The sequence below is a fragment of the Desulfobacula sp. genome, from assembly GCF_014237455.1.
Classification (GTDB): domain Bacteria; phylum Desulfobacterota; class Desulfobacteria; order Desulfobacterales; family Desulfobacteraceae; genus Desulfobacula.
This window is the reverse complement of sequence record NZ_JABZFL010000068.1, coordinates 74,032-98,728: the sequence shown is the minus strand read 5'-3', so window position 1 is coordinate 98,728 and position 24,697 is coordinate 74,032. Positions and strand designations below refer to the sequence as shown.

22 protein-coding genes are annotated in these 24,697 nt (G+C 43.7%); 6 read left to right on the top strand and 16 right to left on the bottom strand.

The window, feature by feature from the left end:
- A partial coding sequence (locus tag HGJ91_RS10255) for a hypothetical protein (protein ID WP_291347651.1) occupies positions 1–208 on the bottom strand: 208 nt, incomplete at its 3' end.
- Here HGJ91_RS10255 and HGJ91_RS10250 point away from each other — a divergent pair.
- From HGJ91_RS10250 to HGJ91_RS10230, 5 genes are all read left to right on the top strand, one after another.
- On the top strand, positions 143–742 hold the full coding sequence (locus HGJ91_RS10250) for a flavin monoamine oxidase family protein (protein ID WP_367142596.1): 600 nt from the start codon (positions 143–145) through the stop codon (positions 740–742). The genes HGJ91_RS10255 and HGJ91_RS10250 overlap by 66 nt on opposite strands.
- A gap of 137 nt (positions 743–879) precedes the next feature.
- Positions 880–1,731, top strand: a complete 852-nt coding sequence (locus HGJ91_RS10245; protein WP_291347650.1) for a transporter substrate-binding domain-containing protein — start codon at positions 880–882, stop codon at positions 1,729–1,731.
- Positions 1,732–1,802: 71 nt separating this feature from the next.
- Entirely contained in the window at positions 1,803–2,681 is an 879-nt protein-coding gene (locus tag HGJ91_RS10240; protein WP_291347649.1) for an amino acid ABC transporter permease, read from the top strand.
- Entirely contained in the window at positions 2,681–3,445 is a 765-nt protein-coding gene (locus HGJ91_RS10235; protein ID WP_291347654.1) for an amino acid ABC transporter ATP-binding protein, read from the top strand. The genes HGJ91_RS10240 and HGJ91_RS10235 overlap by 1 nt, the downstream gene beginning before the upstream one ends.
- Before the next feature lie 20 nt (positions 3,446–3,465).
- Positions 3,466–4,881, top strand: a complete 1,416-nt coding sequence (locus HGJ91_RS10230; protein WP_291347647.1) for a trimethylamine methyltransferase family protein — start codon at positions 3,466–3,468, stop codon at positions 4,879–4,881.
- Between the two features lie 52 nt (positions 4,882–4,933).
- Here HGJ91_RS10230 and HGJ91_RS10225 read toward each other — a convergent pair whose 3' ends face one another.
- From HGJ91_RS10225 to HGJ91_RS10165, 13 genes are all read right to left on the bottom strand, one after another.
- Positions 4,934–6,112 (bottom strand): acetyl-CoA C-acetyltransferase, encoded by a 1,179-nt coding sequence (locus tag HGJ91_RS10225; RefSeq protein WP_291347646.1) that lies wholly within the window; start codon positions 6,110–6,112, stop codon positions 4,934–4,936.
- Between the two features lie 157 nt (positions 6,113–6,269).
- A complete protein-coding gene (locus HGJ91_RS10220; RefSeq protein ID WP_291347645.1) occupies positions 6,270–7,010 on the bottom strand; it encodes an NYN domain-containing protein in 741 nt (246 codons plus the stop codon).
- 69 nt (positions 7,011–7,079) lie between these two features.
- Entirely contained in the window at positions 7,080–7,361 is a 282-nt protein-coding gene (locus HGJ91_RS10215; protein ID WP_291347644.1) for a hypothetical protein, read from the bottom strand.
- A gap of 24 nt (positions 7,362–7,385) precedes the next feature.
- Positions 7,386–9,008 (bottom strand): glutamate formimidoyltransferase, encoded by a 1,623-nt coding sequence (gene ftcD, locus HGJ91_RS10210; protein ID WP_291347643.1) that lies wholly within the window; start codon positions 9,006–9,008, stop codon positions 7,386–7,388.
- 93 nt (positions 9,009–9,101) lie between these two features.
- On the bottom strand, positions 9,102–10,649 hold the full coding sequence (locus HGJ91_RS10205; protein ID WP_291347642.1) for an ASKHA domain-containing protein: 1,548 nt from the start codon (positions 10,647–10,649) through the stop codon (positions 9,102–9,104).
- Positions 10,646–12,583: an ASKHA domain-containing protein gene (locus tag HGJ91_RS10200; RefSeq protein ID WP_291347641.1), complete on the bottom strand. Its 1,938-nt coding sequence runs from the start codon at positions 12,581–12,583 to the stop codon at positions 10,646–10,648. Before HGJ91_RS10200 ends, HGJ91_RS10205 begins: the two co-directional genes overlap by 4 nt.
- 100 nt (positions 12,584–12,683) lie before the next feature.
- Positions 12,684–13,565, bottom strand: a complete 882-nt coding sequence (locus HGJ91_RS10195; RefSeq protein ID WP_291347640.1) for an aldo/keto reductase — start codon at positions 13,563–13,565, stop codon at positions 12,684–12,686.
- Positions 13,552–14,283, bottom strand: coding sequence for an SIMPL domain-containing protein (locus HGJ91_RS10190; protein ID WP_291347638.1), 732 nt, complete (start codon positions 14,281–14,283; stop codon positions 13,552–13,554). Before HGJ91_RS10190 ends, HGJ91_RS10195 begins: the two co-directional genes overlap by 14 nt.
- Positions 14,284–14,406: 123 nt before the next feature.
- Positions 14,407–16,773: a PAS domain-containing sensor histidine kinase gene (locus HGJ91_RS10185; RefSeq protein ID WP_291347637.1), complete on the bottom strand. Its 2,367-nt coding sequence runs from the start codon at positions 16,771–16,773 to the stop codon at positions 14,407–14,409.
- 315 nt (positions 16,774–17,088) lie between these two features.
- Complete coding sequence (locus HGJ91_RS10180) at positions 17,089–18,057, bottom strand: electron transfer flavoprotein subunit alpha/FixB family protein (protein ID WP_291347636.1); 969 nt, start codon at positions 18,055–18,057, stop codon at positions 17,089–17,091.
- A 3-nt stretch (positions 18,058–18,060) separates the two neighbouring features.
- Positions 18,061–18,846, bottom strand: coding sequence for an electron transfer flavoprotein subunit beta/FixA family protein (locus tag HGJ91_RS10175; protein WP_291347635.1), 786 nt, complete (start codon positions 18,844–18,846; stop codon positions 18,061–18,063).
- 65 nt (positions 18,847–18,911) lie between these two features.
- Positions 18,912–20,975 (bottom strand): (Fe-S)-binding protein, encoded by a 2,064-nt coding sequence (locus HGJ91_RS10170; protein WP_291347634.1) that lies wholly within the window; start codon positions 20,973–20,975, stop codon positions 18,912–18,914.
- 130 nt (positions 20,976–21,105) lie between these two features.
- A complete protein-coding gene (locus tag HGJ91_RS10165) occupies positions 21,106–21,690 on the bottom strand; it encodes a TetR/AcrR family transcriptional regulator (RefSeq protein ID WP_291347633.1) in 585 nt (194 codons plus the stop codon).
- Between the two features lie 296 nt (positions 21,691–21,986).
- On the opposite strand from HGJ91_RS10165, the gene HGJ91_RS10160 reads away from it, so the two are divergent.
- Complete coding sequence (locus HGJ91_RS10160) at positions 21,987–23,276, top strand: class II fructose-bisphosphate aldolase (RefSeq protein WP_291347632.1); 1,290 nt, start codon at positions 21,987–21,989, stop codon at positions 23,274–23,276.
- 84 nt (positions 23,277–23,360) lie between these two features.
- Here the strand turns inward: HGJ91_RS10160 and mazG are convergent, their stop codons facing one another.
- Together mazG and HGJ91_RS10150 are read right to left on the bottom strand one after the other, a co-directional pair.
- Positions 23,361–24,146, bottom strand: coding sequence for a nucleoside triphosphate pyrophosphohydrolase (mazG, locus tag HGJ91_RS10155; protein WP_291347631.1), 786 nt, complete (start codon positions 24,144–24,146; stop codon positions 23,361–23,363).
- 3 nt (positions 24,147–24,149) lie between these two features.
- Positions 24,150–24,656, bottom strand: a complete 507-nt coding sequence (locus HGJ91_RS10150; protein ID WP_291347630.1) for a CvpA family protein — start codon at positions 24,654–24,656, stop codon at positions 24,150–24,152.
- Between the last annotated feature and the right edge of the window lie 41 nt (positions 24,657–24,697).

Sequence of the window (24,697 nt, the reverse complement as noted above, 5' to 3'; positions counted from 1 at the left end):
TTGACATTTCAAGCGAATTGGTGAAAATCTTACCAACACCAGAACCAACGGTACCAACAATCGCAGTTCCTGAAGCATCAGTCGCTCCATACATGTTATTACCCACCTTGGAGAGCCCTGGAGTCGGTTCTATACCAAAAAAATAATCCTTGCTCTGCCGCCGCGCCTTGCCGCCGCCACTATTCTCTTTACCCCTGACCTGTCTCATAATTTGACCCAGGCAATGCTGAGAATTGGTACGTGGATGGCTGGTCAGGCAAAATTTTGTGCCCTTTACGAAAAACCTTACTGGCGGCAAGCAGGCCTCTCAGGCCAGGCTTTCAGCCAGCAAGGTCCGATGGGCGAGATTCATGACGGCTCCAACAACAACCAGGGACCCTACGGACTGACCGGATTTGTCAACATTCCGGCAGTGCAACGCAACCATCAACAACTCCTCACAGAGGCAATTCTTTCCCAACTTGCAGTCATTTACGGTAAACCGGCAGCGCAGCCGACGACCTTCTACTATAAGGATTGGGCTCGCGAACGATTTACCGCCACCCAGTTCGACCAGCCGCCGATGGTCGAACACCCCCTTTATCACCCCCCGGCAGGTCAAACCTCCATTTGGGATGGTACCATCCATTTTGCCGGAACGGAAACTGCGGACCAGCACGGTGGTTATCTCGAAGGCGCTCTGATCTCTGCTGAACGAGCCGTGATGAATTACCAGGAAACGCCGAAAGGACACAAGATTTAAAAAACTTGACATATGCAACTGTTCTATATACGGTTTTGGCCAAACAAAATTATTCAACAATTAATGTTTGTCAATAAACTCCCGGAAATTTTTCCGGGACAATTCAAATTAATTTTAATCTGAACAGGAGAATTGCCATGAAAAAAAGATTTTGGATCGGGGTTTTGGTCACAGGATTGCTATTTGCCTTTACCGGAACCGGCATAGCTGGGAAAAGCGTACTTGAGGAAATTCTTGGAGCAAACACCATCAAAGTGTCCACTGATGCTAATTATGCACCCCAAAGCTTTCTCAATGATAAAGGAGAGCTGGAAGGATTTGATATCAGTGTGGCAAAGGAAGTCGCCAAAAGACTGGGCGTCAAGGTAAAATTCATTACACCGGACTGGGATCTCATTACAGCAGGGAAATGGGGAAAACGATGGGATGTCTCCATTGGATCCATGACTCCCACGGCAGAAAGGAAAAACGCCCTTTTGTTCACCCTGCCTTATTACAGCTCCCCGGCCCAGTTTGCCATCCATAAAGCCAACACAACTATAAAAACTCTGGCTGATCTGACCGGCAAAACAATAGGGGTTGCCACTGAAACCACCAATGAAAGATATCTTCAGAAAAATCTGGAAATTGAAGATGTGAAAATTGTTTACCAGGACTGGAAGCCCGGCAAAATCAAAACCTATCCAACTGATGCAAACCATATTGAAGACTTGTCACTGGGTGACGGGGCGAGACTGGATGCCATCTTTACATCCAGGCAGACTCTTGCTGAAGCCATCCGCTCCGGATGCGGCAAAGGCTGTCCCGTAAAAATGCTGGGTGACCCGACCTATTATGAACCCCTTAGTTTTGCTCTGGATAAAAGCCGGCCCAACAGCCAGACCCTTGTCGACAAACTCAATAAAATTTTAAAGTCCATGTATGATGATGGTACTCTGGTCAAACTGTCGGAAAAATTCTATCACACAAATCTGATTCCCAAGTTATAACAGAAAAATTAAGAAGCAGTCCTGGATTCTGTATCAACCAAAGGCTGCTTCTTTTCATTTAGGAGCAGTTGATGGAAAACACGACAACAGATCAACAAACACCGATAATACTTTCCAGAATACCTCCAGAAGCCGAAGCAACCCTTCATGGAATTGAAGTAAAAAAAACAAGGTACAGACGCAATCTGATCATTGCATTTGCTGTATTGATTACGCTTATGGTAGCCACCCTTATCATCATAGGACTTGATTTTAAGTTTATGATCAAATGGGTGCCATTTATTCTTACCGGTATCGGATACACACTTCTGGTCTCCTTTCTGGCGATATCCCTGGCATGTTTTCTGTCAGTGGCGGGTGCCCTGGGCCGACTGTCCTTAAATCCTGTTCTGAACAGTATTGCCACATCCTATGTTTCTCTTGTAAGGGGCACTCCGCTGCTGGTTCAGGTGTACATGTGGTATATCGCCCTTCCCCAGATTGGAAAATCCCTTGAGGATCTGGGAATCACTGGTGTTCAGGCATTATTCACACTGCCAGCAATCCCTGCCGGAATTCTGGCCTTAGGGGTTTGTTATGGTGCCTATATGACGGAAACCGTCCGTGCCGGTATCCAGTCCATAAAAATCGGCCAGATAGAGGCGGCCAAAGCACTTGGCATGACCAATAGTCAGGCCATGCGCAGGATCATATTTCCCCAGGCAGTCCGGGTGATCATTCCACCGGTATCAAATGAGTTTATCGCCATGATCAAAGACTCTTCTCTGGTATCTCTTATGGGAGTATGGGAGTTGAGCTTTCGGGCTATAAAAATCGGGCGGCGGCATTTTCAATCCCTGGAGATGCTAATCATGGTGGCGATGATTTACTGGGTCATGTGCTTTATTCTTCAATTAGTTCAGGAAAAAATTGAAACGCACATGGCACGGGGTGACAGGGGGACATCATGATGGAAAATTCAAATCCTATGATAAAAATTACCAATGTTCACAAAGTATTCAACAAAAAGCTTCATGTACTCTGCGGTATTGATCTTGAGGTAAATTCAGGGGAAACAATTGTTATTTTAGGTCCCTCCGGATCTGGGAAAAGTACACTTCTGCGCTGTATAAATCTTCTGGAAGAACCCACGGCAGGAAGTATTGAAGTAGACGGGACCATCATTCATGCCGGGGAAAACAGCAAACAGCGGGACGCCCAAATTCTTGATATTCGAAAAAAAACAGGCATGTGTTTTCAATCCTTTAACCTGTTTCCCCATATGACAGTACTTGAAAATATTATTGAAGGGCCTGTAACGGTTCTGAAACAACAAAAAAATGAGGCCATTCCCTATGCAGAGGAACTCCTCGACTGGGTGGGATTAACTGAGAAACGGGATGAACATCCCTCCCGCCTGTCCGGTGGGCAGCAACAGCGGGTGGCCATTGCCAGGAGTCTTGCCATGAAGCCTGCAGTCATGTTATTTGACGAGCCCACTTCCGCCCTTGATCCGGAACTGATCGGGGAGGTGGTAGACGTTATGGAGCGGCTGGCAAAGGAAGGCATGACCATCATTGCCGTGACCCATGAAATGCATTTTGCCCGTGATGTGGCCGATCGGGTTCTGATTATGGAGCAAGGAGTCTGGCTTGAAGAAGGAACTCCGGAACAAATTTTCAGCCATCCCAAACATCAGCGGACCCGACAATTTTTGACTCATATTCTACAATAAATGCGGAAAAAATAAACTCCATGACAAAAGTAACCCCCAAACTACAGGTTTTGACAGCGGAACAGAAAAAAAAAGTGCATTGCGATGCTGTCTCCATTCTTGAAAACACCGGTATCATTGTTGAAGAAAACAAGGCCAGAAACTTGTTTGAAAAGGCAATCGGAAAATCTCATAAGGATCACCGGGTCCGGATACCCGGCGAACTTATCCAATGGGCAATTGATGTTTCTCCTTCCACAATCACTATCTGCAACCGGCTTGGAAATCCTTGTTTTGAACTGACAGGGGACGGAACCCGTGCACCCGTATTCGGTATCGGAGTGACCAACCTCCATTATCAGGACCCCTTTAACAAAGAGATCAAACCGTTTCACAGACAGCATATGTCTGCCGCTGCAGGGCTTGGGAATACCCTTGACGGATATGATTTTATTTCCACACCGGGTGTTATTCAGGACCTGCCACCGGAAACTGCTGAACTTTTCGGTGTTCTGGAAATGCTGGCCAATACAACGAAACCGATAGTCCTGCTGGTTTCCAACTTTGAATTGTTCAACCCGGCTCTGGATCTGTGCCAGCATCTTATCGGAGATCTTTCCGATGCCCCATTTCTGATTCCCTATGTAAACCCCATTACCCCTTTGGTTTTAAATGCTGAAACCACCCTGAAAATGGATGCTTCCATTAAACGGGGACTGCCCCTTATTTTTTCCAACTATGGCATGTCCGGGGCTACCTGTCCCATCACACCGGCCGGAACACTGGCCCTGCTCACGGCTGAACTGCTGGCAGGACTGGTATTCAGCCAGCTTGTAAAAGAAGGTGCTCCTGTTATTTTAGGAAGCCTTCCTGCGGCGTTTGACATGAAAAATCCCGGAAGTTTTTATTCTCCACATACCATATTGCTGAACCTGGCATGTGCTGAAATGATAGTCTCCTACGACATCCCCCACTGCGGCACATCCGGATCCGGAAACGGATGGGGAGCAGATCTCCTGGCCGGGACAACTCTGTGTATGAATCATTTTTCTTCCTGTCTCGGATCTGCGGGGATGGTCCCTTTTGTGGGCGGTAATTTTGATTCTCTTGTTTTCTCTCCGGAACTTGTGGTCTATGCAGATGATGTAATCTGCCAGTCCAGAAAATTTGCATCGGGATTTTCTTTGGAAGAAGAGGAAATCGGATTCCCTGATATTGAAAAAATCGGGCCGGGAGGCAATTTCCTTATGTCCGACCTTACAACAAATCGGTTTCGAGATTCTCAATTTTCAAGCAATATCTGGCCGTTTTTAAATCTTGATAAATGGAATAATCAAGGAAAGCCGACAGCTGAAAAAATTTTAAGGGACAGGACATGTGAGCTTTTGAACAACCCGGCAAGTCCAAAAGATCAAAATGAGATCATATCAAAGGGAGACGCTTTTTTGACACCATAAAAAAAACTGCACACAAACTTGAGTCTGTGTACAGTTTTCAATTCGTATCGTACTATTTTTTTCGTTCTACAATCAGGGCCATACCCTGGCCACCGCCGATGCAAAGCGTTGCCAGTCCATATCTTAAATCTCTTGCTTCCATTTCATACAAAAGTTTTGTTAAGATGGCACCGCCGGATGCTGATACAGGATGTCCCAATGCAATGGCACCACCATTTACATTCACCTTATCAATATCCATATTCAATTCACGCATACATGCCAGGGCCTGGGATGCAAACGCTTCATTCAGCTCAATCAAATCAATATCATCTATGGTCAGCCCTGCTTTTTCAAGGGCCATCCTTGTGGCCGGAATCGGGCCGATTCCCATGTAAGCCGGATCAACACCGGCAGAGGCATAGGCAACGATGGACGCCATGGGCGCCAGCCCCAGCTCATCTGCTTTGTCTTTTGACATGACAACCAGTGCTGATGCACCGTCATTCATACCGGATGAACTTCCCGCTGTAACAGACCCCCCCTTTCTGAATGGGGGTTTTAATTTCTGAAGGCCTTCTATAGTGGTGCCAAATCTTGGATGCTCGTCTGTATCAAATATTTTGGGATCACCCTTTCTCTGGGGAATTTCAACAGGAACAATCTGTTCTTTAAATTTTCCTTCTGTTATGGCTTTTTCAGCCAGCTGCTGGCTTCGAAGCCCGAATACATCCTGATCTTCTCTGGACACATTGTATTTTTCAGCAACATTTTCAGCTGTCTCTCCCATGGTGTTTCCGCTTAAGGGATCAAAAAGAATCAATTGATCCATAAGCTGTCCATGTCCCAGACGATAACCCCATCTGGCTTTTTTCAGCATGAATGTGGCATTGCTCATACTCTCCATACCACCGGCAACAATAATATCTGCATCACCGGATTTAATCACCTGGGCTGCAAGCGTAACAGCCTTAATACTTCCGGCACAGGCTTTGCTGATGGTGAACTGGGGTTTTTCCTGAGGGATGCCCGCCTTTACCGCCACAACACGGGCTGAGTTAATGGGAAGATCCCCTGTCCTGTAACCGGAGGCATAAATAACCTCATCAATCTGATCGCCGGTCAACCCGGCTCTTTTAATAACTTCTTTTATGGGGATGGGCCCAAAATCAATATCACTCAACGGTGCAAGAGATCCACCAAATCTACCGATTGCCGTTCTACAGGCAGCAGCTATGACAACTTCTTTCATTTTTCCTCCTGAAAATACATCATTATTATATTTTAACCTCAATATAGCTTTAATATAGCTGTATTATAAATAGTTGGGTGTGTCAACAAAAACATTTATCCAGGCACCCCCCAACCCCTTAGAAAAAGTACCCGAAACGGGCATAGGACTCAGAGATTTATCTTTTTCTTATATCTTTTAAGTATAATGCCTTTGAAGGCCCATTGCCGACTTCTCTTTCCTCAATCTGAAATAATTTTGTTGCGACGATGAGTCCGCCTAATTTTTTGTACCCATAATTCCGTGGATCAAACTCTGATGCCTGCTTAGCAATATTACTGCCAACAGATGCCAAGTGTGCCCAGCCACTATCATCAGAAGAATTTTCAACCGCGTTTCTCAATAAATTAACCAGCTTTGTATCCTGCTTTAATTCAGGCGTTGTTTTGCGATTAATTTTAACTGCATCGTCATCTTTTGATCGGAGGACTTCGGTGAAGATAAATTTATCGCATGCTGAAACAAAGGGTTCAGGCGTTTTTTTCTCCCCGAAACCACAAACAAAAAGGCCGGCTTCTCTTATTCTTGCGGCGAGTTTTGTAAAATCACTATCACTGGATACAATGCAAAATCCATCAAATTTATCCGTATAAAGTAAATCCATTGCATCAATTATCATGGCGCTGTCAGTGGCGTTTTTCCCTTTGGTATATCCAAATTGCTGAATGGGCTGAATGGAATACTGTAACAAAACTTCTTTCCATCCTTTCAGATCCGGCGCTGTCCAATCGCCGTAAATCCGCTTTACATTCGCCGTCCCATATTTTGCAATTTCTGTCAATAGTCCCTCAACAATAGCCGGCTGCGCATTATCAGCATCTATTAATACTGCTAATTTTTCAGTTTTAATGTCTGACATTTTTCTCCTTTCGAACTTTTAATATGAATATCCGCGGTTCATCGGGTTATTTCAATACTATCGATGGATTTAAGTATGTGAAAAATCTGCAAGCGCTATTGAAAATTGGGGAAACTCCGCCTTTAAACCCGATTTAATCGCAGTTTCAAAATCAGCCAGCAAGACCATGTTCAACGCTGCACAACAGGCCTTGCTGTGACCCAGACGATTGAAAAATACGATAAGTTTTTGAGACTTTTCCACATAGCGGATTTTTTCCACTAACCCCAATTGTGACATTGTCATACCGGTCTGAGGATCTTGAATACGATCCAAAACCCTGTCAATTTTTTCCTGAATTATATCCCCCATTTTATCCTCCATGTTGTCTCAAAACTATTTCTCCCGCTTTTCCAGGATTTCAAGGACTTTTTTGCACTGATTTTCCGCCCTTATTTTTATTTCTTCTGCCAGTTTCATGGTCGTATTTTTAAAAGTATCGTCTGTAATGTCTACCATGTTGATCATGACATTTTTATACGCTCCCCAAATTCCGATTTCCATGGCTTTTGCGCCCACTTCAACATCGGATTTTGATGCGATATTACCGTATTTTGCAACCTCGACCATGGCATCCCAGGCAGCATCGGCAAGCTTCATTGTGGTTAAGGGAATATCAATGGCCTTTTGTAACCCCTGCTGCAATTTTTCAAGCTTGAGTTCTTTTTCTTCTTTTGTGTTTTCAGGAAGACGCAGGGCCGCCACATAGTCATTAAACGCATCGGTATCCGCATCAATCATGGGGATCAGGGCGTTAGCCGCATGGTGAAGCGGCGGAACAATCTTGCGCATTTTTGCATCAAGGTCTTCAAATTTACGAACCCCCAGGGTCAATTTTGCCACCATGGAGCCAAGCCCGGCACCCATAGCGGCAATAGCGGCAGAAGCAGATCCACCGCCCGGGGCTGAACTCCTTGAAGCCACTTCTTCAATAAATTGTCTTACCGTCAGGCCTGCCAGGGGTTCGGTCTTTTCCTGGGCAATAATATACTCGATAATTTTCTCTTTTGGATTAAACGGGGCAACAGAGTTCAGGCCCAGCCGTTCAATGGCAAGTCTGACTTTCTGATCTTCATCCAGAACAAAAAGATTCTCTTTGTTAATATAATAATCCGCCGCCATGAGCAGGGCCTCCAGCGGTATCACCCCCACAATTTCAGACCCGGTAACAGCGACATTCAGCTTTTTTGCCTCTTTCTGGACTTCTTCAAACAGCATATGGGGAGGGGTGACCTGATAATTGTTCAAATTGACCGTGACCTGGGCCAGATTGTAGTCTTCCACATACCATCCCATGCCTTTGACTTGTGCAAGCCGACCCGGTTCATCCGGGCTGCGGCCGGCCTCCCGAAGGTTCAGGGCAATTCTATGGGCCTGGTTGGGTGTGGACAAAAGATTGACGTTATAGGCAATCAGAAAAAACCGTGCCCCTGTTACGGTTGCCCCCCACTCGGGAATAAATTCGGCGGGTCCGAAATCCGGTTTCCACTCTTTGGTAATAATCCTGTCTTTTATGCCTTCGTACTGCCCTTCCCTGATCTGAGGCAGTTTTTTGCGATATTTACGGGTGGCGGATTCTTCATACAGATAAATGGGAATACCCAGCTCATCGGCAGCTCTCCTGCCAAATTCTTTGGAAATTTTGACACAGTCTTCCATGGTGACATTGGCAACGGGAATAAAGGGACAGACATCCATGGCGCCCATGCGGTGATGTTCCCCCTGATGGGTTCTCATGTCAATTTTTTGTCTTGCCACTCTGGCGGAATTTAATGCGCCCTCTATCACCGCCTCAGGGGAGCCCACAAAAGTATAGACAGTTCTATTGGTGGATTTTCCCGGATCGACATCCAGAAGGCGGCAGCCTTTGGTCTGCCGAATGGCATCGGCTATGGCTTCTATGGTTTTTTTGTTCCGGCCTTCACTGAAATTCGGGACACACTCGACTATTTTTTTCATACGGGTTTATTTCCTTTATGATGAATGACAATTTGTTATTTATCCCCTATTTTACCATAAAGCAGACAACTTATATATACAGGTATAGCCTTTTTAAATCATATTTTGCAGCGAAGGGAATCTGGACTTATCAGTATGAGGGTAAAATTTTGCCCCGGAAAACATGTTCATAAATTCCTGGTTGACGTTGAGTTCAATATAGGTAATGGATTGCCGAATCTTCATGATCCTTTCAAAGGCATCCGGGTTTTTCAGCAGCACTTTTGCTCCGCCAAGAGAACTGTTTCCCAGGACTTCAAATATTTCCAGATGAAGATCAGGAAGCATTCCAATGGATATGGCAGACACGGGATTAATAAATGATCCAAAGGTTCCTGCCACATAAAATTTATGCAGGTCTTCGAATTCAAGCCCCGCAGTATTTTTTACAATCACTTCCAGGATGGTATACATGGCGGCCTTTGAACTGGTTAAGGAATTTAAATCTACCTGGCTCAGGCAGATGGGTTCTCCTGTACCGGAATATTTTTCATCCACAAGGATAAAATAGGTGATCCCGTCTTTTTCAAACAGGTGATCCCCGCAGGCCGGTTTAAAAAATTTCCCCCTGATATCGATCCGTTGGGATAAAAAGAGGCTTGCGGCCAGATCAATCATCCCGGACCCACAGATACCAACCGGTCTTTTATCGCCTATGGTATGAATCGCAAGATCCCAGGTATCAGGGTCAATCCATACTTGATCAATCACGCCCGGTTTTGCTGTCATGCCCATTTTACTGACCCCACCTTCCAAAGCGGGCCCGGCAGCGCCGGCACAGCCAATAAGCCAGTCTTTGTTCCCCACGACAATCTCCGCATTGGTGCCCACATCCACCATGATGCAGGGGTGTTCTTTTTGATCAAGGTCTGAAAAAAGAATGCCGGAAATCAGATCGCCACCAAAATAGGACCCGATATTGGGAAAAAGAAATCCCACACCGTTTTCATTGATATCAAGGCCCAAGTTTCCAGCAGGCTGTGTATCCGGGATATTTACACAGGGGATATAAGGTTCCTTTATAAGATCAAAGGATTCTATCCCTAAAAACAGATGGGTCATGGCAGTATTGCCGGCGCCGGCAACAAGATAGATATCCTCTTTTTGATATCCGTACTCTTTACACAGGGCTGAAATATTTAAGTTTACAGCATCAATAACAAGATGAGTTAATTCATCAAGTCCGGTATTCTGCCTGGAATAATGAATTCTTGCCAGGACATCAGGTCCGATAACTGTCTGGGGGTTATCAAACCCTGTCTCGCCTATTTCCTGTCCGGATTCAAGATCAATAAGCAACATTGTAATTCTTGTGGTGCCGATATCAATGGCTGTTCCAAGAACAGGTTTGTTTGATATTGGATTCAGCAAATCCACCAGTATCCAGGACTGCCGATCTTTAAACAGGACTGCTCTTGCCTTAAACCCCCAGGATCTTAAATTTGAGGGCAGATTTTTGAGCACTTGCAATGAAATCCTGATGTTGTCCGTACCCAGCTCATCTATAAGGCATTTTTCCAGCCTCTGGGCATCTGCCGTATTATCGGTTAAACTCGGGGTTTCAACCAAAATGGTGCGAACAAATCCTTTTTTGGACGTCATTTATGCAGCCTTTCCAGACGCTCTTTAACTCTCGGGAAATAATTGAGTTCCGTGTGGGGCAAAAACAATGCACCCATATAGTGATCCATATATGAAGGCGTTGAAGCCAGTTCAAAATTGGTCATCATATTGACGACATTTGCCACATCCCGGCGAAGGGCATTGGTTAAAGAATTGATCTTGCAGCCCAAAAGAGAGCCGTTGCCCAGATAAGTGACTTTTTCGGGTTCAATTTCAGGAAGCAGGCCAATGGTGATGGCACTTTCCAGATCAACATAACTGCCAAACCCACCGGCAAGAATGATTTTTTCAATATCATTGACCTTCAATCCGATCTCTTTAAGCAGGGTCAATACCGCACTGTACATGGCACCTTTGGCCCGGATCAGGTTGTCCAGATCCGGTTCAGTAATGGTAATATCCCTGTCTATCTGGGTATTTCCCTTATATACAATAACATATTCCCAGATATCGTCTGTCTGCCGGATTCTTGGTGTATCAAGGGTCTGGTTAAACTTCCCTCTGGAATCAATGACACCGGTTTCCAGAAGCTTGGCAGCTAAGGTAATCATGCCGGAACCGCAAATCCCTTTCGCATTTTTATTCCCAACGGTGAGGATCATGGGTTCATAGGTTTCAGGGTTTATGGAAAAATCCTCAATAGCTCCTTTGGTTGCCCGCATGCCGAATTTTACGCCTCCTCCCTCAAAGGCAGGGCCGGCAGAAGCTGCCGTACAGACCATCCAGTCTTTATGGCCAATGGCAATTTCCGCATTGGTCCCGATATCCATGTACAGTGTCAACTCACTGGTCCTGTACATGCCCGAGGCCATAATGCCTGCAATAATATCACCGCCAACATAACTTGAAACTCCCGGATAAACCAAAGCAATGGTATGGCCTGCCAGATCTATGTCAATCTGGGAAGCATAAAATGGCGGATACATGATAGATGCCGGCACATAGGGGTCACGGCGGATATAGCTTGGATTTATTTTTAGCATCAGCTGGGTCATGGTGGAATTACCGGCAAGAGTAATGGTGGTCACCTCACGTCTTCCAATATTTGCTTTTTTAATAATCTTTTCTATAATTTTATTAATGGTTTCAACCACTTTTTGATGAAGAACTTCAAGCCCGTCATCCTTTTCTGCAAAAATAATCCTTGAGATAACATCTTCGCCATAACTGATCTGGCTGTTGAATTCTCCGTGCTCGGAAAGAACCTCACCTGTCTGCAGATCAAGAACTTGCCCATAGACTGTGGTCGTTCCAATATCCACTGCAATGGCAAAATTTCTGTTACTGGTATCAAAGGGCTCAATATTGACGATTTCATTCTGGCCATCTTCTCTTACAGGTCTGACAATGGTTACCGTAATCTTGAAGTCGCCTTCTCTGAGAATATCGGACACTTTTCTAATCAAATCCAGGCCCATGGTCAGGCGGTGCTCATCATGTTTAAGACGCAGATGATTGATAATTCTTGCCACATCTGCCTGATTATCTTCGGTAGTTGCCGAATCCAGTTCAAGATAAATCTTTTCTACGGGCGGGATAAACAACCCGTCCTGCCGGAGTTCGTCAATATTTGAGTACATGACCTTTGCCGTATGTCGGCTGCCTGCGTGTACATTTAAACGACTGGTATCAATCTCGGACTCAACCGGAATCCTTACCACAAGATCACACGTCACTTCGGACAGGCACGCCATCCGATATCCTTTTTCCTGGTCTTCCCGGGAAAGATGTTCGGACACACCGCCGTCAACGTTTCCTTCTTCGATCAACACCCTGCATTTCCCGCAGACACCGCCACCACCGCAGGATGCATTGATGTGAATACCTGCTTCCATGGCCGCCCTGATCAGGCTTTCATTATCATCAACCTCAACACTTACGTTATGAGGCAGAAATTTCACTGAATATGTCATACAAACATCCTTTTTTGAATGCGTTTACCCAAACCTTAAAACCGCAAAGGAGTATAAACATTCTCTCGCCAGTTTGGCAAGCTAAGAGGCCCTTTATTTCTTAAATGTAATCAAATTTTTTCTTAGCTTTGATTAGTTTTCCATATTGTCGAATCCAGTCCAGTTCCTCCGGAGTCAAAGCCCCCTGCTGTATCGCTCGAAAATTCATCCTCAGCTGCTCCCTGTTTTTTGGACCGGTCAGGACCAGGTGAATGTGAGGATTTGACAAAACAAATCTATAGCAGAGTTCAGGTGTCAGAGGCGGTATTTTAACCCCTTCTTTGCTAGTCGGCCAGGGAGCCATTTCAATATCTTTCACAGGGTTGATTAACTGCTGCCAGGCCAGCGCTGTATAACTGACAACACAAGGAGTCCGTTTTTTTAAATACGGGAAAACATCCTCTTCTGCTCCAGTGTGTTTGGCGTTATAGCGGATCATCAGCAGATCGAGTTCTGAGTCCAGGGCCAATTTCCCGGCCCGTTTCCTGTCATGGATGCTGGCTCCAATAGCCTTAATTTTACCTTCCTGTTTAAGTTTCAACAATGAATCGACAACACCCCGACTATCAGTTGATGTCCGCCCCAGCCACCCGAGTTTGAAAATATCCAAGTAATCAGTATTTAATTTTCGCAACGCTTTTTCAATACTTTGGCGCACCTGCCAGCCAAAAAATCCCCAGCCAAGCGAAGACACCACATTCTTCTCTCTATTCTTTCTGATTACTTCCTTAATCCCTGCTGTAACCTTTTTAAACCCAGCACCCCATACCCAGTAATTAGCTCCCTGGTCCGCGGCCCATTCGACATCAGAAGAATCTATTCCGTAGTTGCCGGCAATACCCATCCTGAAGACCCGTTTTCCAATTACAGGCAAAACCCTAAATGAAAAATCACTATAAATACTATTGTGTTCTACGGTTGTCCGCATATCACTCAATTTCATAGACAAGGCTGACCTGGACACGAATTCGACTTTCCCCCGACTCCATGGGTGGTGCCATTGCCTCAGTTTTTACCTGTATACCGGCGGAACGAAACATATTTGGTACAGGCGGCTTGTGAGCCGGATAGGTGCTCAAGGAAACAATCCGTTTTAACTTTACACCGGCGGCTTTGGCCAGCGTTTCAGCCCGGGTTATCGCCTGCCGGGTGGCACGGGCAAGGGCTTTGTTTTCCAGAAGCGTTTTATCTTTAATGTAAAAATTAATACTATGAATATTGTTGGCACCATTTTCCAGTGCTTTTGCGACAACTGTGGAAGCATGCATAGATAATTGATCCGGTGCAAACCCTTCAAGGATCACTGCAACACCATTGTGCACTTCATATCCCTTAATTTCAGGCGGTTTTGCTTTGTAATCCCTTTGAGGTATTACGCGGTAATCCATGGTCTTGAGTGTAAGACCTTTAATATTCAACGACTTGACGGCCAAAAGAACTTTACCTGTGATATCCATGTTTGCAGCACTGACCATTTCCAGACTCTGTCCTTCGGTAACAACAGCAATGAAAATCCTGACAGAATCATTTTTACCAATCACCTCAGCCGTACCGTCGGTAAAAATTAAATTGCGATCTGCAGTCGGCACAGACTCGGCCGAAACAACAAGGACGTTCAGGAAAACACCAGCTAACAGCATCAGAATAAATATTTTTCTCATTCTTGCCTCCCGGGGTTGGGTACCTGATTTACAAATAGCCTCCGGTTTCCATTTAAAATATTCTCTCATGGTAATACCTTGAATGCCCTGAATCAAGCTCCGATCCCAAACCGAACAGGGGCATTAATTTGTTTTTTCAGACTTATTATCCAATATTTCACGAATTTTTTTAGCAAGATCCTGCGCCACAATCGGTTTCAATATAAATCCCTTAATGCCCAGAGATGTCGCCTTTTCTTCAGATATGGTTTCACTGAACCCGGTGCAAAGTAATACGGGAATATCGGAACGTATTTTGATCAATTCAACCGATAGTTTGTCTCCGGCCATATTCGGCATTGCCATATCCGTGATGACCAGGTCAAACCTGTCAGGGTTAGCCCGAAACGCTTCAAGAGCTTCAAGGCTGCTGGTACGTGAAGTAACTTGATACCCCAAACGCTCTAATATCTGTTTCTCCATTGTAACAATTACATCTTCATCATCCACCAGCAGAATTCGCTCTGTTCCACCCCGGACGGGTTCTTTAGTCTGGATACTCTGTTTTTCAAAAGAACTCTTTTCCACTGGGAAATAAACATGGAATTTTGTCCCTTTACCAGGCTCGCTGTATACCTGGACAGCTCCCCCCAGACTTTTCACAATGCCGTGGACAACAGAGAGTCCCATGCCCGTACCCTTGCCTGGTTCTTTGGTAGTAAAGAACGGATCAAAAATTTTTTCTGTCACATTTTTATCCATGCCTACGCCTGTATCAGCTACAGTTAAACAAGCATAAGCACCGGGTAGCATATCAGGACTTATTACATCATACTCACCCAGATCAATTTCTTTGAGACTGACGCTCAGTTCACCGCCGGCATCCTCCATTGCATGATAGGCATTGGTAGTAAGGTTCATTACAATCTGATGAAGTTGGGTGGGAGCCGCTTTGATCGCACCACAGTCAGATTCGATATCCTGTTTGATGTCAATGGTTGTAGGGATGGTCGACCGGATCAGGTTTAATGCTTCCTTGACAATCGGCTGCATCTTCATCAGGATCAACTCGGTGGCATCCTGGCGGGAGAAGGTGAGGATCTGTTTTACCAGATCCTTGGCTCTCAGGGCACTGGTATAAATCTCGTTCACACCATTTCGAAACGGGCTGTCTTCAGGGATGTCCATTAATAACATATCTGCATGGCCTAAAATCGGGAAAAGAATGTTATTGAAATCGTGGGCGATTCCGCCGGCAAGGGTGCCGATGGTTTCCATTTTTTGAGCCTGCCGGAGTTGGGCTTCCGTACTCTTTCGCTCAGTAATATCCTGGAAAGTTTCTATGGCACCCATGATATTTCCGTTGGGGTCTCTCAACGGAGATGCGGAAGAAAAAATCCATTTACCTTTTTCCCCGAAATCAGAAAAAAATTGTTCGCTTTCGTATGCCCCTTCAACCAGAATGGATTTATGATATTTTCTCTTATAGTATCTGTTGATCACTTCATCTGATGCGCCATCCACTATAAAATCAGCTAAAATCGGTCTTTCTTGATCATAGCAAACCTGCCATTGTTTTTTTGTGCCCACCATTTCAGCCTCAAGAAAACCCGTCAATTTTTCGCAGGCATGGTTCCAGTGTGTGATGATGTGGTCGGTGTCAATGATAAGGGTTGGGATCGAATTGCCCTGAACGGCTTGTGACAGTTTTTCTTTACTTTCCTTCAGATCTTTTTCCGCTTTCTTACGTTCCGTGATATCCCGGGTGCTCCCTTGAATATATATAGGATTTTCTGCATCGTCCAATATTATTTTACCGGTTATTTCGCAGGGGATTTCTTCACCGTTTTTATGATAAATACTTGTTTCAAAAATTTCGGTCGTTTTGTCAGGCAAGTCAGCAAAACCATCTAAAATTATTGCCAACATTTTTTCCATTTCTTTTGATGAACAATGGTCGGATAGTTTGCTTCCTATCCAGTCTTCCGGTGTATATCCGAAAAGAGGGAAAACTGCCTGATTGATATAAGTAAATTCCAAATCCAGCGTCATCTGCCAAATACAATCACCCGTATTTTCTGATATCAAACGGTATTTTTCTTTGCTTGCCCGTAGTTCATTCTCGGTTTTCACCTGCTCAGTGATGTCTTTTGCTATTCCAGCCAAAGCAAATGGATTCCCTTTGGGGTCTTTCAAAAGTGTTGTTGTCATTAAGATTGGAAATATTTTTCCCTCTTTTGTGATATGTCCGACTTCTCCACTGTATGTCCCTTGTTTTTTTACTTCTTTATTAAAGGGAATTACATCATTCTCGAGTCGCTCTTTATTGTGAAAAATTTCTAAGCTCTTACCTGAACAGTCCTTGGGGCTCTCATAACCATGCATTTTGCACCACGCCATGTTGGAAAATATAATATTTCCTTTTAAATCAGCAAGAGCCATTCCTTCTGTTGATTGCTCCACCATATAAGAAAGTATTTTCAGTTTTTCTTCTGTTGCTTTAAATTTCATAATTTTATCCGATAAAAAAGCCCATACGAAAAATTATTTTTGGCTGAGACTTTTTATTACAAAATTAAAATAGATACATACAATACATTTGCCATAGCCCGCATAATTCCCAATCATCAAATCACCGGAATGCGTTTACTGTTCTATCCAATTTCAATAAAAATCACAATAATATAGATTGTGGTGCAAGGCAAACTAATTTTCAGATAGCTCTGTGGAAATATAGGATTCGACTTTGGTAAAAAGACAGAAAAAATAAAAAGGGGCCTTACTCAAAAATTCAGGCCCCTTTTTAAAAAATATCTTTAAATAATCTTAAAGATCATTAATTGCTTCAGTAAGCTCAGGGATAAAATCGAGGATATCTTCAACAATACCGACATCAGCAACCTGGAAAATCGGTGCTTTGGGGTTCTTGTTAACAGCAACGATAAACGGATTGCCCTTTACACCGCCCATATGCTGGAAGGAACCTGAAATCCCCATGGCCATGTATACTTTTGGCTTAACCGTCTGGCCGGACGTTCCAACCTGTCGTGATTTCTCAAGCCATTTGGCATCAACAATCGGTCTTGAGCAGGAGACAACCGCATTCATTGCTTCAGCAAGTTCCTGGGCAATTTCAATATTTTCTTCATCCTCAATACCGCGGCCAACAGACACGAGAACATCAGATTTAGTAATGTCAACATCACCCACTTCTGCCGCAACAATTTCAAGGAATTTTCTTTTTGTGGAAAGATCACCGGCATCACCGGATTTATCAACCACTGACCCGCCGGCTGACCCGCCGTCAACTGGAGCAAAAGATCCGGGCCGGACAGTCATAACGGCCCCGGAAGATATATCAACGGCCACATGGGTACTCACAGCCCCGCCAAGTTCCTGGCGAACTGCTTTCAAGGTTGTTCCATCTATCCCTTCAAAGTCAACCATATCAGCGGCGTAAGCTGAATCCATTTTTACGGAAAGACCTGGAGCCAGGTCCATCCCAAACGTATCGTGAGCCGTTAGAAAAACAGCATCGGTCGGAAGAATATTGACCAGCGCTTTCCTGACAACTTCTGCGTTTGGATAAGCCAGGTCGGCGTTATCAATTTTAATCACTTGTGAATAAATGGACGTCATCTCGTTGGCCACTTTATCCAGATCTGCTCCTGATCCAGCTACAACAGCAGTTAAAGAGGCACCCTCATCAATTTTTTTAGCGGCTGACGGGTATTCCAATGCCACGTCTGCAGCAACACCATTTATAAATGGGATATATGCGAAAATTTGTGTCATGATTTAAAGCCCTCCATTTGCTTTAAGCTTCTCAATCAGCTTTTCAATGATCTCATCGGTGGAGCCTTCAAGCATCTCAGCACCATCACCCATATCCGGTACAAAATAATCCACCCGCTTTGTTTTTGCGCCGGCTTCTCCGACATTAACCGCATCAAGACCAAGATCAGACGCTCCTTTAACAGGAATATCAACACTGGCAACTTTTCTGATACCACGGATACCCACATAACGAGGCTCATTAATACCGGTCTGGATAGAAAGAACGCAAGGAAGGTCCATTTCATTCATTTCCTGGTTTCCGCCCTCAATCTCTCTTCCCACTGTTATTTTACCATCACCGGCCTCAATTTTATTCACCAGGGATGCATAGGGCATATCCAGCATTGCAGCAAGCATTCCGCCCACCTGCCCTGCTCCTTCATCTGCCTGGGCACCTGACAGTATCAGATCGTAATTGCCTTTTTGGATTTCTGCCTTAAGGATAGCCGCAACTCCCAACCCATCAGATCCTTCAAACGCATCGTCAGAGAGGAGGATACCATTATTGGCACCCATTGCCATCTCACGCCTTAACACTTCTTCTGATTCATCATCACCAACAGTGATAACCGTCACACTCCCACCGGCTTTATCAACAATCTGGATCGCTTCTTCAACCGCATAATTATCCCATTCGTTCACTGAATAAACCAGATCATCACGATCAAGATCATTTCCGGCACTGTTGAGTTCAAATTCATTCTCAGCAGTATCCGGTACTCTCTTGACACATACCAAAATCTCCATTATTGCCTCCTTTAAATCAATTATCTGTCACAGGTTCTTTAGCACGAAACCTATAACTCATTTATTTATTCAAGATGCTGCTCAATGAGTTCTGTGAAATCCAGAGCTTCCATCTCTCCTTCTTTTCCTGCGACCTTGATCGCATCCTGGATATTGACCAGGCAGAAAGGACAGGCAGTTACAATGACATTTGCTCCGGCCTCAGCAGCCATATTGACTCTTAAAACACCCATTCTTATTTCTTCTTCCGGTTCATAGAAAAGCATCAACCCGCCACCACCGCAACAGAATGATCGATCACGGCTCTTTTCAAGCTCGACCCTGGTTAACCCGTCAATGGCATCAAGCGCCTGTCTTGGATCCTCATAAATACCATTATGCCGCCCCAGATAGCAGGGGTCATGATATACATAGACCTTGTCAGGATTCAGGCAGGGTTTAAGATCAAGCTCGCCCGTTGTTATTTTTTGGGCAACTACCTGGCTGATATGTTTAACAGAAGGAAGGTTGCTGTAATCATTTTTCAATGCATTATAGGCATGAGGGTCTGCTGTCACAATCTGTTTTACACCACTTTCCTTGATGGCCTCAATATTTTGCTCTTTTAAATCCTGGTACAGCATTTCCTCGCCAAACCGGATGACTTCATTCCCGCTGTCCTTTTCCAGCTTACCCAGAATTCCAAAATCAACCCCTGCTTTTTCAAGGATAATGGACGTTCGTCTTGCGATATCCTGAATTTCATCATCATAGGATGTAATACTGTCTACAAAATAGAGAGTGTCTGCTTTTTCCTTGGCAAGATCTTTAATCTGATAGCTTGCCTTAAATTCTTTATCCTTTGCCCAGTCTGCCCGTTTTTTCTCCATTTTTCCGTAAGGATTACCCCTTTTTTCAAGGGCCTTCAAGGGTTTTTGCAGGGACTGGGGCACCATGCCTTCGTCCACCATACCCCGGCGCAGATCAACAATTTTATCAATATATTCAATCCCCAGGGGGCACTCTTCTTCACAAGCGCCACAGGTGGTGCAGGACCAGATTTCGTCTTCCGTATAGATATCTTCTACCAATAAGTTGCTTTTATAAATTTCTCCTGACATCGGATAATTTTTAAATATTAAATCCCTTGCCTTAATGGTAATAAACCTGGGAGACAATGGACGACCCGCTGCGTTTGCCGGGCATTGATCAGAACACCTGCCGCAATCGGCACACGAATAAAAATCCAGCATATGCTTCCAGGTGAAATCTTCAAGTTTCTTCACACCAAAGGATTCAAGATCATCCAGCTTGTCATCGGAAACCCCATGCATTACCGGTTTGATTTTGCCTTTTTCCACCCGCATGAAAAACACATTGAAGATAGATGTAATCACGTGGAAATGTTTTCCCATGGGTAAAAAACACAGGAAAAAGAAAAAAGTTAAATCATGAACAAAATAGGTAAAAATATGAAGTCCCTGGAGAATATTTGGGGATGCTGAGGAGAGGATACCTTTAAAAATCCATACCAGAGAAAGGGGCGCCAGAAAATGTTCTATCCCTGTATGCTGAAATTCATAGGCAAGCTCAGATGCCTCAAAAAGACTTTCTGAAATCATGAGGGTTGCAATAATACCCAATACAAAAACAGCTTCTGCGGTATGATCCTTTCCGTAATTTTCCGGCACGGCATATCGCTTGGGCTTAAAGATCCCCCTTCTGACAGCGGCGATGATACAGGCGATGAGTACAAAGGTTGCGGCATAATCTTTAATAAAATTATAAATACTGCCTAAAGGCCCCCCAAACCCGGGTAATACAAATCCATCTGAAAAACCAACAATAACAAGAGATGTAGAGCGGATGGACAGAATTAAAAAACCGGCAAATATGAAAATATGCAGCACACCTGCCAGCATATATCTTGGCTGCCTGATCTGCCCTAGCCAGACAATGATAAGATTCTTGACACGCTTGCCGATTTGATCAAACCGGCTATCAGGGTTTGCCCTCACAAGAGGGGCAACCCGCCTGGCCATTATATATGCAAACAGTCCTATCCCGATGACAGGCAAAACAAATGACAATATTACTGCGGGAAATATCCCGAAAAATTTAAAACTTGCTGGACCAATTATTGAAGTCATACTTCTTTACCTCCCAAATATTTCTTAACCTTATAAATAAAAACTCAGCAAGATTTAATAAACATGGAAGAACACGTCAAGTAAAAAGCCGTATTCAACAAATTTATATTCTTCAAATACTAAGTGGTATTTATTGGCCTTTGAGCCCTGTCAGATAAAGATCTACCAGGGGATCTGCCATTGACACCAGATCATATCTGCCATCGGCAGACACCCAGGTACTGATAACGCCTTCCACTGCACCAAGGATAAACCGTTTAACAAGACCGACGAAAAGGTCCTGACGCATGGAACCTTCAATCTGCCCCTGCTCAATAATATCTGACAATAGATCCAGATACATTTTTGATATGTCTTTGATTTGAGATTCAATATCCCTTAAATATCTTACTTCTGACTGAAAAATAATTGCCATATTTCTATCATTTTGAAATTCTGTAAGATGACATCGAATCAAATACCGTAACTTTTCTTCGGCATTTCGACCCTTTTTGACAGCAATATGCATTTCTTTAAACACAACATTGGTTTTGAAACTGATGAACTGATAAAGAATGTCATCTTTATTTTTAAAATATAAATATAATGTCCCATCCGCCACACCTGCCTGTGCTGCTATTTGTGATATGGTTGCCTTGTAAAATCCAAATTTTGCGAACACGGCACCGGCACTGTTCAGTATTTTATTATATTTTTCCGATTTGTTTTTCTGCAAACTTATATCATCCTTCCTTAATATAAATGAATAAAGGTTCATTATCTAACAAAAGATTTTTATAAATGTCAAGCAGTTAATCATTATTATAAAATTTATCCGAAAAATTAATTTTTTGTTATTTTACAGATAGTTATGAATAAACATTGTTCTTTGTTTTAAAAGTAGTTCTATATTTTTAATAATAAAGGGCTATGAATATAAATTCATTATTCAATATGTCTTGATTTTAAACCCTTTTCGTGTAAAAAATACTCAATATTTAAAAACAATCCAAGAAAATCAGGGAGAGGGATATGATAAAATCACTAAACTACTCTTCAGACTTTGAAACCGCTCTTGACCTTGGCAGACCCCCTAATGTGAAAAAACTTTTTCCAAACTCCAAAGCGCTTCTTGTCACTGGAAAATATATTGATCAGGCCATGTCGCTCAAGAGAAACTGCATGACTATTGCCGCCAACGGACGAAACTCTTTTGTCATCAAGGGTGCTCTTGCGGCCGCTCAACGCGCCAATGCCGCGATTATGATTGAAATTGCCAGATCTGAAGGAGGAACAGGCGCCTATTGTGCGGTGAATTTGTGGAATATTGCCCGGCAGACAGATGCCTTTATGAACGAGCTTGGCATTACTATTCCCGTTGCTATCCATGCGGATCATTTCGGTATTAAAAAACCTGAGGACGTTGAGCCTGCGAAAAAAGAAATTGTGTCATTATTTGATGCGGGTATTACTTCCATTGCCATTGATGCCTCTCATATGCCGGACGACCAGAATCTTTTGGCAAATATTGAATTATGCCCGTATATTCCTGACTGGGCAGGTCTTGAAACAGAGGTGGGTGAAATAAAAGGAAAATTAGGGCTCTCAACTTCTCAGGAAGCCCTCTTTCTCATCCAGGGACTCAATGCCCACAATATTTTCCCCAACTGGATTGCCTTAAATAATGGGACAACCCATGGCATTGAGGCAAGCGATACAGGCATCATTGTCGAGCTGACCGCTCAGATCCATGAGGCCCTTTCCAAATATAAAATTTCCGGTGCCCAGCACGGCACCTCCGGTAACAACTCGGAAAGACTTCGGAAGATAGCCTCAACAACCCGGACAACCAAAGCCAATGTGGCAACTGCCCTTCAAATGATCTCCTGGGGCCTAAAGGTCAATGATTATGGAAACGCTATTCTTGACGACGGTAACTTCATCAAGCAAAAAGGCAGAGGCGCTTCAGAAGATCTGTGGTCTCAAATGCTTGCCTATACAAAAGCAAATGATTTAAAAGGCGGCAACTTTAAAAAACTGAACCTTCCCTTTGAAAACAAATTGCTGGCCCAGCCAAAAGAAATCCGGGACAGGATGGCAGAGAATGTCGAAGAATTCGTATATGGTCTGTTGACCAATGTATTCAATACCACAGATACAGCCCAAATAGTGATTGATGAAATCTTAAAGAACAGATCCCATGATCCGGGTTTCAAGGCTGAAAAAATTGAATCCAAAAATGAGTGGACAAAAGAGAAAATAATGGAAAAAGCTTTAAATATCACTTCCGATAAGGGTCCTGTGGGAGACTTTGACGATTAAAAAAATCTAAGGTTGATAGATGTCGTCGTAAAAAGTATCACCGATGCAACGCAGTAGATGGGGCTTTTTACGACGTCATCAAAATTATTTATCATAGGATTGTTTTGCCCGGGCCCAAAGCAGGTCTTTTTGATTCTTTGAAAGGTCTTTAAGCTTGACCTGTTTCTCCTTTAATTCGTTTTCCATCAACCTGAATCTGCCCTCAAACTTGGCAGTTGAACCGGCAAGCGCTGTTTCCGGATGAAATTCTGCAAATCTTGCCACATTGACAAGGGTAAACAAAATATCCCCGAATTCCATACTCGCCTCGGTTTGATTCCCGGATTTTAAGGCTGCTTCAAATTCATTAATTTCTTCTTTGGCAGCATCCAGTACTTCATGGATATTATCCCAGTCAAACCCTTCTTTTACGACACATTTAGATACTTTTAGCGCGCGAATCAACGATGGCATTCCCTTGGGAACCGAATCCAGTACAGATTCTCTTTTCTGTCCATTTTCCTTCTTTTCCAGGGCTTTGATTGTCTCCCACTGCCGGTTCAATTCTTCCTGGGTTAATATCCTGGCATCTTCGTATACATGAGGATGGCGGCGAATCATTTTTTGGGCCACATGGCCCACCACATCTGAAAGGGTGAACTCCTCTCTTTCCTGAAAAATCTCCACGATAAAAATAAGCTGAAACAGGATGTCCCCCAATTCCTCACAGATATTTTGCAGGTCTTGCTTTGCCATAGCCTCTTGAAGTTCATACACTTCTTCTGCAAGGCATTTCCACAGGGTTTCAGGCGTCTGTTTCCTATCCCAGGAACACCCGTTTTCACTTCTTAATGTTCGAATAATATTAAACAATTTGTCTATTGTTTCCAAATCTTAAAGGATTCCTTCCAGCTTTTTTAGAAAATCTTTTCTGGTATTTTGGGAAACGAACACTGTCATGGCTTTGGATACTTCTGCAACATAAGGAGAAAATTTTGAATCCGTTAAAATAGTTGAACTTTTGGGAAGAAAGGTTGTGATCATAATAAAAAGAACTGAAACAACCAATACCCCTTTGGCAGCACCGAAAACAAGACCGAAGATCCGATCAACCCACCCCAGAAAAACAAGCTTTAAAACTTTACGGATCAATATGGAAATAAGACTGACAATGACTAAAATGGCGCAAAAAAGAAGGAAAAAAGCCGTAAGATTTCTGATTCCGGGATTTTCAATCCATTTTTCAGCATACGGCGTGATCAGAGGATAGTAGGTATAAGCACCGTAAAAACCGGCCACAACACCGATTGTTCCTGACACTTCTCCGATTAATCCTCTAAAGAGCCCCCGGATCAAACAAAATGAAATAATAACAATCACAGCAATATCAAAAGCGTTCATATTCCTCCTTTTTGCTTTGATTAAAAGCGCTTTTTCAATAA